This is a genomic window from Desulfopila sp. IMCC35006 (assembly GCF_005116645.1).
In the GTDB taxonomy this organism is placed as follows: Bacteria; Desulfobacterota; Desulfobulbia; order Desulfobulbales; family Desulfocapsaceae; genus Desulforhopalus_A.
Window position 1 is genome coordinate 58,737 of the sequence record NZ_SWCM01000014.1, and the last position, 18,206, is coordinate 76,942.

Below are 18,206 nucleotides of genomic sequence, written 5' to 3' on the forward strand. Positions count from 1 at the left end.
TGCTCGTCGTGGCAGAAAAACCTCATTTGGCGGGTAAGAATGGGGTTTTTCCCTTCTAAGAGACCACTCATCCAGGATCACAATGCGATGTTAAGCACTGGCGAGGCAGAATGCCCGGCTACATGACAATACCGTCAGTCCTTGATTTTCTTCAGCAGCCAGGCCATGTTTTCACCCAGTCGGCGCATGGTTTCCATACCTTCCGTGTCATCGACCACCTCACCCATTTCCGGTCCAATACCTATATTCCAATAGTTCGAACCGACAATAATCATCTGCCCGATCAGGAAAAAATGGTTCATGGTATCAAAGGCATGCATTGCGCCGGCCCTGCGTACTGCCACGACAGACGCGCCGATTTTGCGGCGCAAGAGATCTCCATTGGCTTTGCTGACCATGCCGCAGCGATCGATGAGGGCCTTCATCTCGCTTGATACATCGGCAAAATAGGTCGGCGACCCGAGAAGTATGGCATCGGCCGTAACCATTTTGGCAATGCAGTCGTTGACCATGTCTTTTTTGAGGACGCAGGTACCGTTTTTCTCCAGATAGCAGACATAGCAGGCCATGCACCCTCTGATTTCACTTCCCGCAAGTTCAACCAGTTCCGTCTCGGCTCCCGCCTCCGCCAGCGGCGCAAGCACTGCTTTCAGAAGCAGTGCTGTGTTGCCTTGCTTCCGTGCGCTTCCGCAAAATGCTACTACTTTCATCGATTTCTCCTGTAGTCTGATGTATCATTAAAGCAGTTCCGTTGCTCAAACCATCAATGGGAACCAGCGGACAATTCTAACAGAGGATAATCTTATGGGCAAAATAGCACTGCTTCCCTGCGATAGCCACAGCAGGGCAAGATATCTCGATAACAGGGAGCTCCCTTATAATTATATGGCCGACTTTACCCTGATGGGCTTTGTGGTTGGTCAATACCAACTCGCCGTCTCACTCCTTATTTCGGCTGGCTATCGTTTGGATGCGCAGGACGGCGGTACGGAGATTTACATCGATACTCCCGGTAATCTGCGGGAGATCAAAGCTCTGTTGACAGCAAACAACATCAGCTGCGACATCTCTGATATTGCCGACACTCTGTATCAGGCCTGATGATTCACATGCCGCCCGGGGGGCGGCTATTTTTCCATTGCGGCCACTCCGGTTCGGGCAATTTCGATTATATATTGCCGGCCGACTTCCTCGAGAAAACTGTCGATCTGGCGGGTTGCTCCGGCCAGCTGGATTATGAGGATATCCTCTTCTTTCTGGTCGAGCACCTCAAAATTATATCGACCGCGAAAGGACTCTAGATGGGCGGCGTCAACTTCCAGCTTGACGATGGCCACCTCCCGCCAGTAACTGTGGTCGGTATCGAGTTCTTTGGCGGAAATTACTTCGGTGAACTTTTCCAGCTGCCTGATTATCTGGTCCACTTTGGCCTGGTCATCCTCTCGCAAGGTAATGGTCATCCGGCTGATTCCTTCGACCCGCGAACTACACACGGTCAGGGTATCGACATTGTACATCTTTTTGCGAATCAACACCGACACCTTATTGAGTACTCCCGGACGATCAAGCATAAAAGCCAGGATGGCACGTCGTTTCATGATTTTCCTCCCTTGCTTTTTCTGGTGGCCGTTTTTTCCTGCCCAGGTCGGGAAACGATCATCTCGCCAAAGCCGCCGTCAGACGGGATCATCGGCAGGATGATCTCACTTGCATCGCAGACGAATTCAAGCAATATCGGACCATGGTGGTCAATTGCCTGCTGCAGGGCTGGAGTAACCTCGTCGAGTTTTTCAATTTTACGATACGGAATATCGTAGGCCTCGGCGATAAGACCGAACTTGGGACTTTGCATGGGTGTTCCGGCATACCGGCCATCAAAGAAAAGCGTCTGCCACTGGCGCACCATGCCCAGGTGGCCATTATTGAGAATAACGATCTTGATGTCGATCTGCTGTTCCATAATCGTGCCGAGTTCCTGAATGTTCATTTGAAAGCCGCCGTCGCCGCTGATCGACCAGACCCTCTCATCGGGTCGAGCCAGTTTGATGCCGATGGCCATTGGCAGCGATGCTCCCATAGTCCCGGCACCGCCGGAGGCGAACCAGCTGTTTTCCGTTTGGTAGTTGTAAAAGCGGGCGGCCATCATCTGGTGCATGCCGACATCGGGCACGATCAGATCTTTCCCTTCAGTCAACACCGACAGCTGATGGACTATCGATTTCATCAGCAGCCTGCCATCGTCACCAACGCCGCACTCGATTTCCCGGCGCAAATCGTCGGCCATCACCTGACGAAAGCTGTCTATTTTCTCAAACCAGCGCTTTCGAGGCTTGTACGTCAGCATCGGATCGCCTAGCATCACATGCAGAGTGCGATAGACGTCGGCATTGATTGCCACCGAGCAGGCCACATTCTTATCGATTTCCGAAGGGTCAATTTCCACATGGATTACATCGGCATTTCTGGCGTATTCGCTGAGCCTGCCGGTGACCCGGTCATCAAAGCGCATGCCGAAAGAGATCAATAAATCCGCCGCCATGATCGCCCGGTTGGCCTCGACGGTGCCGTGCATACCCATCATGCCCAGACTGAGAGGGTGATCGACGGGCAGGGCTGACAGTCCATGCAGGGTGAAGGCAATGGGGATGTTGACCTTTTCGGCAAACTGCTGCAGCAGTTTGCCGGCATTGCTGGTTATGACTCCGTGGCCGCAAAACAGAACCGGCCGCACACTGCGATTTATCAGTTCAATGGCCCGGCGCAGCGGTTCGCGTTCGGGGGTTGGGTGGTAGAAGAATCCGGGCAGGCTTGGCCGGAAGGTTTTCGCGTCAAAGCGGTAGGTTTCGGAAACGCTCTGGTTTTGTACGTCTTTGGGGATATCGATGACGATCGGGCCGCCCCGGCCGGTGGTGGCCACGTAAAAGGCTTCATGAACGGTGACTTCGACATCTTCTGCGGCAAGGAGCATATAGGTCTGCTTACAGATCGGCATCATTACGCCGATCACATCGCTTTCCTGAAAAGCATCAGTGGCGATGACTCCGGTGGTAACCTGTCCGGTTATCGCTATAATCGGTATCGAATCCATATGGGCATCGGCAATGCCTGTTGTCAGGTTCATTGCTCCGGGCCCGGATGTGGCCATGCAGACGCCGATCTGTGGCTTGTCGGTTGACAGGGAGCCCCGGGAAACACCCTGGGCCATGAATGCTGCGCCCTGTTCATGGCGCGACATAATGAAATGGAAATCACCCAGCTTGTCCATTTCGTCAAAGATCGGCATGATGGCCCCACCGGTATAGCCAAAAATATACCTGACTCCCTTTTCTTTCAGGGCTCGGAGCATCAGGTTTTTCCCGGTTATGATTTGTTTTTCTGTCATGATTACCTCTTTCTTCGACTTTTTTTGCAGGTGAAAAGATGTTCTTTTCCTGACAATCCTGACATACACGGAGGTCTTCGTCAAGGTTGCTTGTCGCCTACGTCCGCCGGATGCATATCTTCAGGCGTGGGTCCGTTTGGGGATCACGTTCGGCAGCATGGCAATGTTCTTGCCATTGTAGAGTACTCTATGGTATGCATACATGTCTATGCACATTCAATCGGACAGTCAATTCACCGAAGGTCTTTATGATGAGCGAAACAACCCTCCAACCTGCATCTTTGATCAGTTCGCTGATGCAGCCGGACGTATACGATCCGCCTGTTGAAAAATGTACCCTGATTGAAACGCACATCTCCTGGGTGATTCTGGCCGGCCCATATGCCTATAAAATTAAAAAATCGCTGAATCTCGGGTTTCTTGATTTTTCGACTCTTGAAAAACGTCTTTTTTACTGCCAGGAGGAACTGCGCCTGAATAAAAGACTGGCACCGGCGATTTACTTGTCAGTCGTTCCCATTATCGGCACCATTACTCAACCAAGGTGGGCAGTTGGCGGGGTGGAAGAGAGTGCAGCAATCGAGTATGCCATCAAGATGGTGGCTTTTCCGCAGCAGGCTCAGCTTGATCGTTTACTGGCCCACGGCGCCTTGCAACCCTGTCATATTGACATTCTGGCCGGCTACATCGCTGCTTTTCATCAGCATGCCGACAGTGCCGGTGCGGACAGCATCTATGGAAATCCGGAAATTATTTATCAGCCTATTGATGAAAATTTCAAACAGATACGCGAGCATGTAAAAAAAACTGAGGCGCTAAGCTCGCTTGCCGAGTTGGAAAGCTGGGGGATGGCAACCTTCAGTGCGCTGTACGGAATATTGAAGCAACGTAAATCGGCTGGTTTTATCCGAGAATGCCATGGCGACATGCACCTGCGTAATATTGCCTGGGTCGATGACGCGCCGCTGGTGTTCGATTGTATCGAATTTAGTCCCAGCCTGCGCTGGATCGACGTTATGAGCGATATTGCGTTTCTGGTCATGGATTTACAGGACAGAAAACAACCTGCGTTGGCTCAGCGCTTTCTTAACATGTATCTACAGCACACCGGGGATTACGCCGGAGTCCGTGTGCTGCGGTTCTACCAGGTGTACCGGGCGATGGTTCGCGCCAAAATCGATGCCATTCGTGCCCATCAGGCCGGTATAGATAAAAAAGAACAGACTGAAGCCGAGAATGATTTTTTCACGTATCTCAATCTGGCCCTAAGCTATGTCCAACCTGCCGAACCGTTACTCATCATTACCCGTGGCGTGTCGGCATCGGGCAAAAGTACCCTGAGCCAGTCATTACTGGAGCAGCTTGGCGCAATTCGTATTCGTTCGGATGTTGAACGCAAGCGTTTATTTGGCCTGACGCCGGAAGAGGAGGGGCGGGCAGCAATAGGCAAGGGTATCTATTGTCCGGAGGCCACCCGAAAAACCTACCGTAAGCTCACCGAGCTGGCGGCCCATATTCTCGATGCCGGATATTCAGTTATTGTCGATGCGGCATTCCTCCGCTATGAAGAACGACTGCCGTTCAGAAAACTGGCCGATAGCAAAAAAGTGCCTTTTATAATTATAGAATGCAGAGCAGATGTTGCAACACTGCGCAGACGTATAGTGCAGCGAAAAAACGATGTGTCGGATGCTGATCTCCACGTTCTGGAGATGCAGTTGTCGACCTGGCAGTCGCTGCGTGCAGAGGAGCAGCGCTGTGCTGTTCGTGTGGATACCGGGGCAGAGGTTGATATCAAGTCGCTTGTAACACAGATGAGAGAGAAATTTTTTCTCCTGACCGGTGAGATATCTTGACGGCATTGATCGAGCTGAGTATTCTCATTAATTTTTTTAGCAATCTCATTATTATTTTTTACCATGCAGACACAGAACGCGAATTGTAAACCTCCTCGGAAGACCGGTTTTCCGAGAATCCTGGCAGCCTTCTCCTATTCACTGGATGGATTACGTTCGACCTTTGCCACGGAAGCGGCCTTTCGGCAAGAAGGATGCCTGGTTGCTATCTGTCTGCTTGCCCTGATTTTTCTGCCTCTCTCCCATGAATGGAAAGGTCTGCTTTTTTTCGCAACCGCAACTGTTCTCGTCGTCGAGTTACTGAATTCGGCAATTGAATCAGTTGTCGATCTCTCTTCTCCTGATTACCATCTTCTCGCCAAACGGGCAAAAGACATCGGCAGCGCAGCGGTATTGGTCAGCATCGCACTTACGGTATTTTTATGGATTGCCGCACTTGCCTCCATTGTATTGAGTAAATCGTAGTGTTGAAGGGGGAGCATGTGAAAGGGCAGCCAACGGCGAAAGTCTCTCTGTTGAAACATTTACTGCTGCATCGTTTGTCCCTGACCAAACGCGGCGGCACATTATTCAGAGTTGTGGCTGAGACAGTTGCATCTTCCGTAGTCCTGGGACTGATCCTCTGGGCTATTTCCTGGTCTTTTGGTCTGGTCGGGGGGATCCGGGAATTCAGCAGTGCCATTCGTTTTGAATTGCCCTACCTGCTCGTAGCCTATGCCGCGTTGCTGCACCTGATGCGCCCGACCCCCTGGCGTGTTGTCATCGCAGCGCTGCCCATCATTGTTCTGTATCTGGCAATTGATCTGCACTATGTTCTCATGCATAGTGTTTTCAAGCTGGATGAACTCCTGCTTCTGCCGGAAGGACTTAACGTCTCACCTGCCTGGCTTCGGGTCGGGGCCTATGTTGCCTCAGCCGTCTGGTTGATCTTTTTCATGAAGAATTTTAAGCGCCGCCCTCGAGATCTGGCTTTGCCCCTGCTCCTTCTTGCTCTTGCCTCGGTGCCTCCTGTCACCGCGTATACCCTGCCGAAAGAGTTCCTGAAAGCGGCGGATGCGTCAGGGTTTGAAATCGTTCCATGGTCCGATCGTTTTACCTCTGCTGTCATAGGCAGGACAACGGCCCTTTTTCTTTTTGCCGCCACCAAGAATATGGCTCTGGAGGATCTTGCCCGGCATCCAGTCGTAGACGATCCCGATCGAAATCCGGGTCTTTTAAAAAACAGCCTGAAGAAGAGTCGTAATATCCATATCCTGATTCTTGAATCTTTTCTAGATCCAGAGCGATTCAAAGCCCTTAAGTTCCAGACCCCGCCTGCTCCATCTCGATTTGATGCTCTTAGAAAAAACATGCATCTATCCAGGTCGCCGGTTTTTGGCGGCGGCACTGCCCAGGTTGAATTTGAAGTCCTCTGCGGTGTTCCCGCTCTAGAGCTGTATAGTCCTGCGGAATTTAACATGTTTAAAGGCATGCCGACGCCATGTCTGCCCAATCTTCTCAGTGCCGCCGGCTATCGGACTGTCGCCACGCAATCGTATAAGCCGGAATTTTTTAATTCGGAACAGGCGTATCATTCCATGGGATTCCAGGAAACCAATTTTCCCTCAGTATATGCTGAAAAACGTAAAACCTACCTGCGATATAATGTTGCCAACAGCTATATATTTGACGGAGATCTGCTGTCGCAGAATCTTCTCTATGTTGAGAAACTGCTCGCCGAGGGCAAGCCATTTCTCAATTATGTGCTGGGGACCTATGGCCATCTGCCCCATATTACCGATACCGAGCGTTTTCCACCCAGGGTCGATGTTGTCGGAGTCAAGCCTGGTTCGCAGGCCTACCTGGCGATTCAGCAATTTTATTACCGAGCCGGCGCGGTTGCCGATTATGTGCAGCGCCTGCGCAGGATGGATCCGGAAAGCCTGATTGTCGTGACCAGTGATCACCTGCCCCCGCTTGACGCCGGGCCATTAACTTACGAAACCTTAGGTTACTCGCTGAAAGATGGTGGCGAATTCAGACAGAATATCTGGTTCTATTATGGGCCGAAACATAACAGTATCGCCTGGCCGGATCACGATTATGAATTTATGGACTTTGTTCTCGATGTCCTCACCGAAGAACGCATCTGCCAGAAGATGCTGTGCAAAAACCGTGAGGTGTGGACTCCGGAAAAGCTGACTGCCAGCTATAATCACATTATATCGCTGGGAGCCGGCATTGCCGGGGATTCTTCTCGCCGGTAGACGTTTTGCTGGAACCCCGAGCTCTTGTTGGTGGCGATGAGCTGAACACTTGACTTTCAAATGGCTGGTTTGTATTAGTGGTTGTTGAGACTGAGGCTGTATAAAATAACCAGTTTAAGGAGTAAGAAAACAATGCGCATCAGACGAATCATAGTACCGTCGGTAACTGTCTGCTTTTTGCTGACGAGTTTTTTTCTCTCGTTGGGCACCGTGATTTTTTCGGCAACTGCGGTTCTTGCTGACAGTCGTTACGTCATCCCCAGTGCGGAGGTTGTTTTAAAATCCGGTGCGGGACGGGAATATAGAGTGATCGGCGTGGTCAAGGATGGCGATTCAGTAGAATTTCTTGAAGAAGATGGTTCTTATGCAATGGTACGTCTGGCTAACGGCAAAGAAGGCTGGATGTTGAAAAGATACCTGAGCGTTCAGCCGCCACCTTCCACCATCGTTGCGTCTCTTCGTGCGGAAAATGAAAAACTGAAGCAGAAAGAACTCGAACTGAGCCAGCAATTCAGTGAGGTATCGGCCAATCTCGACAAAGCCAAAAATGACCTCAATTCTGTCCTGAGCGAAAAAAAGCAGGTTGCCACGGATTATCAGAATCTGCAGCAGGATACCGCAGATGTTATTAAAATCAAAGAAGATATGCTGAAAGCTACCCAGCAAAATGAAGTACTCACCCAGGAGATAACTGCACTAAAAGAAGAAAACGACAAATTGAATAAAGATAAAGCTATCAACTGGTTCATGGCTGGTGGCGGTGTGTTGCTGCTTGGCATGGTGCTCGGCAATTTGTCCAGTAAGTCGCGAAAAAGAAAATCTTCTCTCTTGTGAGATTACCCGAAAATTTCCGGAAAAAATCTCAGTTCTTTGACCGTAGTATGACTTTCTGTCCTTATGGCTGCATGATTTCGTATAGTGCTCCGGTCGCTGCATCGCCCGATTCGGGTGATCAATTCCGGTTATTGCGCCATTTTTCCAAAACCTGAAAAACAATATCCCTCTTAATCGGTTTGGCAATATAATCATTCATGCCTGCCTCAAGGCAGAGCTCCCGATCACCTTTCATGGCATTGGCTGTCATGGCAATGATGGGAATGGCCGCAAAGCCTTTTTGCCGGATATTGCGGCTTGCTTCGTAGCCGTCCATGTCCGGCATCTGGATATCCATGAGAATAATATCAAAGTCATCGGGGGTGCTGGTGAAGGTTTCCAGTGCCTGCCGACCATTCGATGCGACCGTCACCTGGTAGCCTGCTTTTCTGAGAATAGTGGATGCCAGTTTCTGGTTCACCGGATTGTCTTCGGCAAGAAGAATTCGCGTCGACTGTTTCAACTCCTCGCGTATCGAATATTGGGTGACGAGATTCTTCTTTGCCGGTTTATGCCCACTTTTTTTGCTGAAGAGAATCTCAGCCAGGGTGCTCAGGAGGATCGTGCGTCGGGCCGGCTTGGTAAGAAAGGCGGTGAATCCGGCTTGCTTGCATTTTTGCGCTACTCGTTCCGTTGATGAGGTGTACGCTAGAAGCGGTATGTCTCGACTCGTAAGACTGGCGCATCGAATCCGGCGTGCCAGCTCATTTCCTGAAATCAGGGGCATTTGCAGGTCGAGAATTGCGGCCTGGAAGGGCTTTCGTTCTTTCTCGGCGACCATGAGCGTTTCGATGGCCATAGTTTCGTCAAGAAGGGTGACAACTTCCATTCCCGCCTTGCCCAGGATATCTTGGAGAATTTCGTTGTTGGCCTTATTGTCATCCACAACCAGAATTTTGACGTCTTTCAGGTTCTTTTCAAAGCTTCTTGGACGGAGGGGATGGCTTGTGGTTGTTTTTTTCATTACCGCCAGAAAATAGAAAGTGGTGCCTTCTACCTTGCTGGATTTCGCCCAGACATTTCCCCCCATCAGGCCGGCAATCTTCCTGCATATAGACAGGCCGAGTCCCGTGCCGCCGTATTTCCGGGTGGTGGTACCGTCTGCCTGTTTAAAGGCTTCAAATATTGTTTCACATTTATCCTGTGGGATGCCAATTCCTGTATCTCTTATTTTGCTGAGAAGAGTAATGGTTTGTTCTGACTCTTCTTCTATCTCGAGACTGAGTTCCAACTCCCCCCGTTCGGTAAATTTGGCGGCGTTGCCGAGAAGATTAATGAGTACCTGCCGAAATTTGCCCGGATCACCCTGAATGAAGGTCGGCAGGTTGTCATCGATGCGACAGAGAACCTCAACAGGTTTTCCGGCCACCCGTGGTCGGATAAGATCGCAGACATCATGGGCGGTGATTTCAGGATCGAAATCGATACATTCAAGGGTCATCTTCCCGGCTTCGACCTTGGAGAAATCGAGGATATCATTGATCAGACCAAGGAGGGCTTCGGCGCTCCGTTTGATGGTCAAGGCACTGTCTCGCTGTTCCTCGTCCAGCTGCGTTGTCAGGAGGATGTCGGCGAAGCCGATAACTCCATTCATCGGCGTGCGAATTTCATGGCTCATGGAGGCGAGGAATTCGCTTTTAGCGCTGTTTGCCCTTTCGGCAGCCTGTATGGCTTTGCGAAGCTCCAGGGTTTGGGCCATGATTTCTGTTTGCAGGGTTTTGGAGTAGTTCTCCTGTTGCTCCTGAATAGTGCGATAACTCCGTTCCGTTTCTTCCAGCAGCTTTTGATGCTGGAGATCCATTACCTGAAATTTTCGGCCGAACTGGTTTTTGTGGATGGTTATTTTCTTTTCAAGCTGTTCGATTTTTTTGTGCGCAAAATGTTCTCGCATCCCTAGTTCGACAAGGCTGGCAATATCTTCCTGCCTGGAGTCTTCATGAACCGAGCGGAAGATCAGGGTCGCTTCGAGCGCGGGAAGGTACCGTGCCGAATATCCCGGGGGTAGAGCGGCAGGTAACAACGGGTCCGTCGCCTTCCGGGTTGCGGCAGCAATCATTTCCTGGACAATGATTTCGGGGAATGCAACGTTGCTGTTTGTTTGGAGTCGCTTTCCCTTCTCGGTGATGGCGATTACCGATACAGACGAAATCTTCTGCTCAAAAAAAAGCAGCAGATCTTTCAGCTGTTCTTCGGAAGAGTTTATTGTATTAAATAAATTGATCATGCAGGTTTTGTCTCGTTGCTCCGGCTTGCGTTAATGTTGCGAGGCTTAAGAGTAAATAGACTGGGCCTTGTCTAACTCATCAGGAAGGTCCTCCATCAGGACGGTGTATTCATCAAGGTTATCCCGAAGGTGAATGATCAGCGGCGGAGAGAGTTCCATTTCCAGATCCGGCAGCGTTGCCAGTTTCATTTGGCCGGTAATATATTCGGCAAGCTGAATTATTCCGGTCAGGCTCGATGGATCGATGTCAGCCGAGAGCAGATGATGGTCCCGGATGGCGTTTTGGATCTTTAATGGCATATTCCAGTCAAGTGTCAAGTGGTGCCCTATTTTACAGTGGTCTGTGGCAAATGTTCGTTGTTCCATGTCAAGCAGAGCACTGGTCGAGGTACAAGAGGAACAGATCTTATGAAAATCCTCCCGTCGGACCTGTTCCTCAACGAGCAGGCCAAAGTCGTGTAGAATCCCGCATAAAAAGGCATCGTCGCCGTTAACACCGAAAATTCTTTCAGCAATCATCTTGCTCAAAATGGAAACAGCCGCACAATGTTCCCATAATTTTTTTTTGGAAAAGACGGAATCGATTTCAGGTCTGATGAAGATGTTCTTCAGGGCGTCCGTTACCAAGAGATTGTGCAGGTTTTTCATACCCAGAAAGGCTACTGCACGGCTAATGGAATCAACCGTCTGCACCAGGCGGTAGTAAGGACTGTTGACAAGACGAAGAAGGCGGCTGACCAGGATGGGATCCATTTTGATAGCCTCTTCGAAATCCTTCATGGTCGATTCAGAGTCGTTGATGAGGCGGGTAACTGTGGTTACCACATGGGGCAGGGGATGTATATCGGTAAATTGTTCAATAAATTTCTGGGCAGTGGACATGCAATATCTCCAATTTCAGGATGGCAACTAGAGACTCAAATGAGCATTGTCTCGCAATGCACTCATCCTTTGCGATCGACGCGCAGATGAGTGCCTGGCTTTTAAAAACTACGGAGGGGTGATGGTTTTTCTATACTTTGACAGGTGTCATGAAGTTGTCAGTGAGAAAAGAGCTCTTTCTTGGTGACAGCCTCGGCCTTGATGCGATCGAGGAGTTCGGCCAGAACTGGTTTGATGTTTTCTCTGATATCACCTGCCACGATGATGTAGAGGAGGTCGTCGCCCGGTTGAAAAGTACCGGAATACGCCTCGACAATAATTTCAAAAATACCCGGTCGCTGGAGATATTCCTGTCTGAGAGCCTCTATTTTTACCGGATCCGGTGTGACCTGCAGGGCGGTTACCGCTGTTCTGTCTTTTCTTGACCAATTACGGACGACGCCGTTATGGATAAGGATCATTCCCACATTATCGGTAAATTCCGGCCTTTTCTTCAGTTCTTTGATTGTCTTGCTAATATCCATTGCAAACCTTTTTGTTGATAACACTCACATTACGGCTAGCCTTGTTCGGCGTTATCATCATTTAAATTTGTTGAATTATCGGAATGATAAGTTCTTGTTCCTGGTCCAGGCTAGCCAGGTTTATATTGTTGTTGTATCGCTTCAGGAGCCAGAGCGGCACGTCGAACTTATTGTAACAGATGTCCCACAATGTGTCACCGGAAATAACCTGATATATCTTCTGGCCGATTATCGTAAAGGCCGATAAAAAGGTCTTTTCTTTTTCCTGTAAGAAGGCGAGACGTTTTTTCTCAAAGAGCGCAGGCGTCAATCGGTCGAAGACCAGAAGGAGCTGCTGGCCCGGGGTGACAGCAGCCCCTGGTGCCAGTCCGTTGAGGGCCAGGAGGGATGCCTTGGTTTTTCCAAGCCAGTTTCCGTAGAGCTCAAACGATTCCTCGGGCTGTACAATTATATGGCCATGCGTTGTCCCATTTTTTTGATGAATGTTGGCAACACGGTAAAGGCTTGCATCCCTTTTCGGCAGAAAGTCATGACCACTGTCTTCAGCTAGTCGTTTTTTGTTCGCTTTAAGAACGGGTATGGCGGTGCTTTTCTGCAATGAAACCTTTTTGACTTCGGCTCGCGGAGATAATTTTATGACCTCGTTTTCCGTTTGAACAATTTTTCTGGCAGCTTTTGGGATAGTCAGTTTCTGTTGGAGTTTGACTGTCGCATATTTATCCAGATTATTCGCCTTTATGAGACTCTTGACAGAAATACCATGGAGTCGCGCGATACTCACGGCAGTGTCGCCTTTGCGGACGCGGTGAAAAACGCTTGGTTTTTGTTGTTTCTGGTAAAGAGTTGATGGTATTGAGGCGACGGCCCGGTTGGTTCCTTTGGTCGCGGGAAGTCTCAGCACATATCCCTTGGGGATGCGTTTCTCGCCATTGATCACGGATGACTGCAGGGCGGGATTAAGAGATTGTATGGTTCCCGCGGAAACGCCAAAATGTCTGCCCGCTTCCGATATGTGCACATACCCGGGAAGATTGAGATATCGAGTCGGCTGGGCACGGTCGATTTGTATACGTGGGTTTTGTTCAAGCTGTCTGGCCACTTTCAGTGCTGCCAGAAACTCCGAATAAAAATTCTTTGAAGCAAATTTGAAATAACCCTTGTTGTAATATTTGAATACATTCTCATAGTTACCCTGCTCATTTACAGCTCGCAGCATGCCTGATAACCCATAATTATACGAGGTGAGGGCAAGAGGCCAGTTGTTGAGAGCTTCATAGCTGTTTTTTAAATATTTTGCAGCGGCATGAGCGGCCAGAATCGGGTCGAGGCGTTCATCGACGACATGGTCTATTGTCAAGTATCCCTTGCCGGTTTCCCGCGTGAACTGCCAGATTCCGGCTGCGCCATATTTGGAATACGCATTAAAATTAAAAGAAGATTCCACATGAGGGAGGTAGGCCAGTTCTTCCGGAAGGTTGTAGGATCGAAAAAGCCGTTTAATTTCTTTAATATACCTGCCGGAATGGATTACTCCGGCAAGAAAGCGCTCTTTCTGACCCCTCTGGCTGCGTACATTTTCTGCTGCCTGGGCTAAATCCCGGGTTCGGTTTTTCCCGGAAAAGAGTGCGGCCACTCTGATCTCGCTGCGGGTTGTCGGTTTCTGGACGGCAATTTTTTTCAGTATTGCGCGGTATTTCTCTTTGGCGTGCTGCTGGAAAATATCGTTATATTTAGCCGCTCCCGGCACATCCTCTCCAAGCAGGGGAATAACTTCGTATATCTTGGCTAAATCCTCCGAGTCATGTATAACTGCCTCGGTAAGGGAGTAGTGCGAATATATTTTCTCCCAGAAGGCAACGTTTTTACCGATAGCTTTGTAGTGCGGAAATTTACGGTTGTCGGGGGCTGAAGCCTGACAGTAAAAAGATGTAAAGAGCAGCAGCAGAAAGACGCTGAGGCATGTGAACACGCTTCCTGCTGGATATGTTTGCACGGGTGCTGAGGCTTTCATAGTGGGACAGTCTGGTCTCTTGTGGGAAAATTATCGAAGTAAATTTACGGAAGTAAGTATAATAGTATCACAAGAAAAGGAGCAGCGGAATATGTATCTTCAATTAACTGCAAAAAAACCGGGGCTGCGATGTACACACCGATAGTTGCCACCCTGGGGTATATTATGTCTCCTGATCGCAAGCAGACATTGCTGGTGCATCGAAACAAGAGACTGGAAGACCAGCATCTGGGTAAATATAACGGTCTGGGCGGGAAGATGTTGCCGGAGGAAGATATCTATCAGTGCCTGGTCCGGGAAATACGGGAAGAAGCCAATATATCCTGTGATCAAGCGGTCTTGCGGGGAACGATTAACTGGACGGGGTTCGGGCCGCAGGGTGAAAACTGGTTTGGTTTTATCTTCCGAATTGATCGTTTCAGCGGTACGCCAATGATGTCAAATGACGAAGGTGATCTGGTCTGGGTTGATGTGGAAAAAATTCTTGAGCTCCCTATGTGGGAAGGGGACAGATTTTTTTTGCCAATGGTATTTGATAGTGATCCCAGAGTATTCCATGGCTTTATGCCATATAACAATGCCAGACCGATCGATTGGAGCTATTGCCGAATCTGATAGAGGTTGCAGTGTGCTGGGTGCATGGTATATTCCGATTGCAAGAGAAAAAACACATATTAATGGGCATTGCCAAAAATCACGAAGTCACAGTCAATCAAACATTCAATAAATGAAGATTCCTTGAGAAAACAAAGAGGAGAGGGGGATAAAATATGGATCGGGAAAGTGAGCTCCAGCGGCTGGAAAAATTTGTTGAGAAAATATTGACGCGATTTACGGCCTTAAAGGCGGAAAAATCACAACTGGAGCAGGATGTGTATGAGCGAGATCTGCTTATAGAAGAATTGAGGGAGACTATCGCGTCTAAGGTCACCGAGCGAAATGAGATAAGCGAAAGGGTCAATAAAATAGTTGATCAGATTGAAGATTGGGAGCTCAATCTCGAAGAAGGTGAGGTGGTAATTGTCGATGAATCTTTAGAGACTTCAGAAATGAGTGAACAAGACTTTCATGCAATAGAAGAGGAGTCTGCCGCTGGATTGGATGAAGAAGAAAGACGAATACAACATGACCTCTTTTCAATGACCGGCTCGAAAAAATAGCGAGAGGGACAAGCGTACAGATCAAGGCGCGTTGTACAGGAGAACCCCGGCAAACTGGAAATAAGCGGGACTCAGTATAGTACCCCTTGAGGGGTGTAAGTACTTTGAGACAGATTGTTTTCTGGCAAAAAAAGTTAGAGAATAATCCGGTAGGTACTACAATACAGGTGGATCTGGATTGATATGTCTGAAACGGAAAGGTTGGTAAGATTCGAACTCCTCGGTCAGGAGTATAAATTTTATACTGCTTCCTCAGAGGAAGAACTGAGAACCATTTTCTCCATGGTTCGCCAACTCGTTGAGACGAATTCACCACAAACCTCTGGAACCCTGCCTGTTGGCAAGGTGGCGATATTGGCGTGTCTGAACATCGCTTCCCGCCATGTGAAACTTATGCATGAGTTCGAAGGGTACAAAAGGGATTCTGAGGAAAGAATTATTCGACTAAACGAAGAGATCAGATCGAAATTGCTCTCGGAGTGATGCCTTGAAGGATAAATTGTTTTCGTTTGCCGGAAAGTCTGTTATAATTTCTTTAACAGTGAAATTGCTTGTATATGGAACATAAGATACTAATTTTTGTATAACTGAATACTATATAAACAAATTAAACAAATAAAATTTTCCCTGCACTGTTGGTGATCTTCAGTGTGTGTTGAGCCAACTCCCAAAAAAAGGGTAACTCCACTGTTACAAGAAGGAAAATCGCTTCGCGAATTTCCCGAAAGTATTATGAGGCTGCCCACCTATTATATAGGTTTAACTTTCCTGGAGACACGGCAGTGTGGGGAAGATGCCCATTCATGATGAATGGAATCAGGTATTTGCTATTTTTTCTATCCGGCCTGATATTTTCTGAAAAACTGTTTTTGGGAAAAGATGAAGCCGGTTAAACATATAAAAGAAGATTGACTTGAGCAGAAAAGTGCTGCTGGAACAAAATATTAAACAAGGGAAGCAGAAATGCTTTTTTAGATATTTCTCCGGGCTATTCGCTGAAACTGCGTTGTCCGGATTGACTTATTCTCGCATAACAATGTGAAATAACCCCTGAAAATGGGGCGGCGCACGGAGTTGAGTGTGCTGGTATTGCAATTATCTGAACGTAAAACGGATTGTTCAGTTTCAACCTGACAATGGTGATTGTGTTATGGCACGGCTTGTGTTGTTGTCAGGGAAAGAAAAAATGGTCAATGACCTTGGAACTATCTGCAGATTTGAGGAGAGGTCATCAACTGGTTGAATGTGTTTATTTGAAACGTTGTTGATTTCAGTTAAGTAACAGCAAGCGGCCGAGCAGTTAATGTGCTGTTATTTATACCACTTGTTCTGGTCTGATCGAAGTGGACCAGTTGCGAGCTGTCTCAAAACTCCCTCCAATTATTTTGTTTTCCTCTGCTTTTTTTCTTATATCCTGTCAGTCATCACCAGATAGGAATGATCAATGGATCCATTAAGTCATCCATATTTACTCGTATTCATCGGTCTCTTTGTCGGTACATTCCTGGGTATTTATTTCAGGAAACTGGTTATTGAGGGACACGAAAAAAACATAAAAATTCAAAGCAATCAGATTATTGAAAATGCCATAGTTGAGGCTGAGCAACTTAAAAAAGAAGCGCTCCTGCAGAGTAAAGAGGCTGCGTATCAAATTAAACAGGCTCTGGAGGCGGAGCTTAAGACCGAACGATCTGAATTTAAAGAGGAGCAGCAGCAACTTAAACGCAAAAGAGACAGCCTGAAGCGAGAGTGGGACAGTTTCGATCGGAAGCAGACGGAACTCTACAATAGCGAACGGCTGATAAAACAGCAGGAAGTTGAATGGCAGGAGAAGCATAAGGAAATAGATACCCTGATTAGTAAAAAGCGTTATGAACTGGCTCAGCTCGCTGGAATTAGTCAGGAAGAAGCCAAGAAAATGCTCGTCGATTCGATGGAAAGCGAAGCGAGAATGGAGGCCGCCAAAAAGCTCGTCAGGATAGAGAACGAGATGAAGATGGAGGCTGATCGTAAAGGCAAGAACATTCTGGCCTTGGCCATCTCCCGGTACGCAGGTGATTATGTGGCCGACAGAACCGTATCCATGGTTCCATTGCCAAGCGACGAAATGAAAGGACGAATCATCGGTCGGGAAGGGCGGAATATAAGGGCTATTGAGGCTGCTACCGGAATAGATATCATTATTGACGATACACCGGAGGCGGTGATCCTGTCTGGATTCAATCCGGTACGGCGTGAAGTTGCCCGATTATCGTTGCTGCAGCTTATCAGCGATGGCAGGATTCATCCCGGCCGCATAGAGGAAGTTGTCGAAAAAATGACTAAGGAACTGGAAGTCACCATGCGTGAGGCCGGCGAACAGGCCACTTTTGATGTCGGGGCGCATGGTGTGCACGTTGAACTGATAAATCTGCTTGGCCGGTTAAAATACCGGACCAGTTATGGGCAAAATGTCCTGCAGCATTCACTCGAAGTGGCCTTTCTTTGCGGTATCATGGCCTCCGAACTTGGAGTTGATGTGAAAATGGCCAAACGTGCCGGACTGCTGCATGATATAGGCAAAGCAGTTGACCATGAAGTAGAGGGATCCCATGCGATTATCGGTCGTGACCTTGCCAAAAAATACGGGGAACCTGAGCAGGTTGTGTACGCTATTGGTGCGCATCACGAGGAACAGCCGCCGACCAGTGTCATCGACATTCTGGTGCAGTCGGCCGATGCGCTTTCCGGGGCTCGTCCGGGGGCAAGGAAGGAGATGCTGCAGAGCTATGTGAAGCGCCTTGAGGACCTTGAGGCCATTGCCAACGGATTCAACGGGGTTGAAAAATCTTATGCGATCCAGGCTGGACGGGATTTGCGGATAATTGTTGATTCCGGCAAGGTAAAAGACGAAGACGCGGCCCTCCTAAGCCAGGATATTGCCCGGTCGATTGAGAGCAAATTAACCTATCCCGGGCAGATACGGGTGACAGTTATTCGTGAGACCAGGGCTGTTGAATACGCTAAATAATTTATCTGTAATGACCAAACACAAAGAAAAGGTTCGGG

16 protein-coding genes and 1 other RNA gene are annotated in these 18,206 nt (G+C 48.6%); 10 read left to right on the forward strand and 7 right to left on the reverse strand.

Annotated features, from left to right (window positions below; translation table 11 throughout):
• Positions 1–134: 134 nt before the first annotated feature.
• Positions 135–710 carry a flavodoxin family protein gene (locus FCL47_RS19590; protein WP_136815412.1) on the reverse strand — a complete coding sequence of 192 codons (576 nt, stop codon included), beginning with the start codon at positions 708–710 and terminating at the stop codon, positions 135–137.
• A gap of 94 nt (positions 711–804) precedes the next feature.
• Here FCL47_RS19590 and FCL47_RS19595 point away from each other — a divergent pair, with 94 nt between their 5' ends.
• Entirely contained in the window at positions 805–1,101 is a 297-nt protein-coding gene (locus tag FCL47_RS19595) for a hypothetical protein (protein WP_136815413.1), read from the forward strand.
• Positions 1,102–1,127: 26 nt separating this feature from the next.
• Here FCL47_RS19595 and ilvN read toward each other — a convergent pair whose 3' ends face one another.
• Positions 1,128–1,598: an acetolactate synthase small subunit gene (ilvN, locus tag FCL47_RS19600; protein ID WP_136815414.1), complete on the reverse strand. Its 471-nt coding sequence runs from the start codon at positions 1,596–1,598 to the stop codon at positions 1,128–1,130.
• A complete protein-coding gene (gene ilvB / locus FCL47_RS19605; protein ID WP_136815415.1) occupies positions 1,595–3,382 on the reverse strand; it encodes a biosynthetic-type acetolactate synthase large subunit in 1,788 nt (595 codons plus the stop codon). Before ilvB ends, ilvN begins: the two co-directional genes overlap by 4 nt.
• Positions 3,383–3,630: 248 nt before the next feature.
• Here ilvB and FCL47_RS19610 point away from each other — a divergent pair, with 248 nt between their 5' ends.
• From FCL47_RS19610 to FCL47_RS19625, 4 genes are all read left to right on the forward strand, one after another.
• Positions 3,631–5,238: a bifunctional aminoglycoside phosphotransferase/ATP-binding protein gene (locus tag FCL47_RS19610; RefSeq protein WP_205747378.1), complete on the forward strand. Its 1,608-nt coding sequence runs from the start codon at positions 3,631–3,633 to the stop codon at positions 5,236–5,238.
• 63 nt (positions 5,239–5,301) lie between these two features.
• On the forward strand, positions 5,302–5,703 hold the full coding sequence (locus FCL47_RS19615; protein WP_136815416.1) for a diacylglycerol kinase: 402 nt from the start codon (positions 5,302–5,304) through the stop codon (positions 5,701–5,703).
• A 17-nt stretch (positions 5,704–5,720) separates the two neighbouring features.
• Complete coding sequence (locus FCL47_RS19620) at positions 5,721–7,484, forward strand: sulfatase-like hydrolase/transferase (RefSeq protein WP_136815417.1); 1,764 nt, start codon at positions 5,721–5,723, stop codon at positions 7,482–7,484.
• Between the two features lie 132 nt (positions 7,485–7,616).
• Positions 7,617–8,318 carry a TIGR04211 family SH3 domain-containing protein gene (locus tag FCL47_RS19625; RefSeq protein ID WP_136815418.1) on the forward strand — a complete coding sequence of 234 codons (702 nt, stop codon included), beginning with the start codon at positions 7,617–7,619 and terminating at the stop codon, positions 8,316–8,318.
• A gap of 118 nt (positions 8,319–8,436) precedes the next feature.
• Here FCL47_RS19625 and FCL47_RS19630 read toward each other — a convergent pair whose 3' ends face one another.
• The 4 genes from FCL47_RS19630 to FCL47_RS19645 form a co-directional block, all read right to left on the reverse strand.
• A complete protein-coding gene (locus tag FCL47_RS19630; RefSeq protein WP_136815419.1) occupies positions 8,437–10,581 on the reverse strand; it encodes a response regulator in 2,145 nt (714 codons plus the stop codon).
• 45 nt (positions 10,582–10,626) lie between these two features.
• Positions 10,627–11,463, reverse strand: a complete 837-nt coding sequence (locus FCL47_RS19635; RefSeq protein WP_136815420.1) for an HDOD domain-containing protein — start codon at positions 11,461–11,463, stop codon at positions 10,627–10,629.
• 158 nt (positions 11,464–11,621) lie between these two features.
• Complete coding sequence (locus FCL47_RS19640) at positions 11,622–11,987, reverse strand: molybdenum cofactor biosynthesis protein MoaE (protein WP_136815421.1); 366 nt, start codon at positions 11,985–11,987, stop codon at positions 11,622–11,624.
• Between the two features lie 61 nt (positions 11,988–12,048).
• Positions 12,049–13,956 (reverse strand): LysM peptidoglycan-binding domain-containing protein, encoded by a 1,908-nt coding sequence (locus FCL47_RS19645; protein ID WP_167496580.1) that lies wholly within the window; start codon positions 13,954–13,956, stop codon positions 12,049–12,051.
• A 171-nt stretch (positions 13,957–14,127) separates the two neighbouring features.
• On the opposite strand from FCL47_RS19645, the gene FCL47_RS19650 reads away from it, so the two are divergent.
• The 5 genes from FCL47_RS19650 to rny all read left to right on the forward strand — a co-directional run bounded on the left by FCL47_RS19650 (position 14,128) and on the right by rny (position 18,168).
• Positions 14,128–14,613 (forward strand): 8-oxo-dGTP diphosphatase, encoded by a 486-nt coding sequence (locus tag FCL47_RS19650; RefSeq protein WP_136815423.1) that lies wholly within the window; start codon positions 14,128–14,130, stop codon positions 14,611–14,613.
• 155 nt (positions 14,614–14,768) lie between these two features.
• Positions 14,769–15,158 carry a hypothetical protein gene (locus FCL47_RS19655; RefSeq protein WP_136815424.1) on the forward strand — a complete coding sequence of 130 codons (390 nt, stop codon included), beginning with the start codon at positions 14,769–14,771 and terminating at the stop codon, positions 15,156–15,158.
• A 183-nt stretch (positions 15,159–15,341) separates the two neighbouring features.
• Entirely contained in the window at positions 15,342–15,641 is a 300-nt protein-coding gene (locus FCL47_RS19660) for a cell division protein ZapA (protein ID WP_136815425.1), read from the forward strand.
• A gap of 138 nt (positions 15,642–15,779) precedes the next feature.
• Positions 15,780–15,953, forward strand: a non-coding RNA gene (gene ssrS, locus FCL47_RS19665) — 6S RNA.
• Between the two features lie 649 nt (positions 15,954–16,602).
• Entirely contained in the window at positions 16,603–18,168 is a 1,566-nt protein-coding gene (gene rny / locus FCL47_RS19670; RefSeq protein ID WP_136815426.1) for a ribonuclease Y, read from the forward strand.
• Positions 18,169–18,206 lie beyond the last annotated feature (38 nt).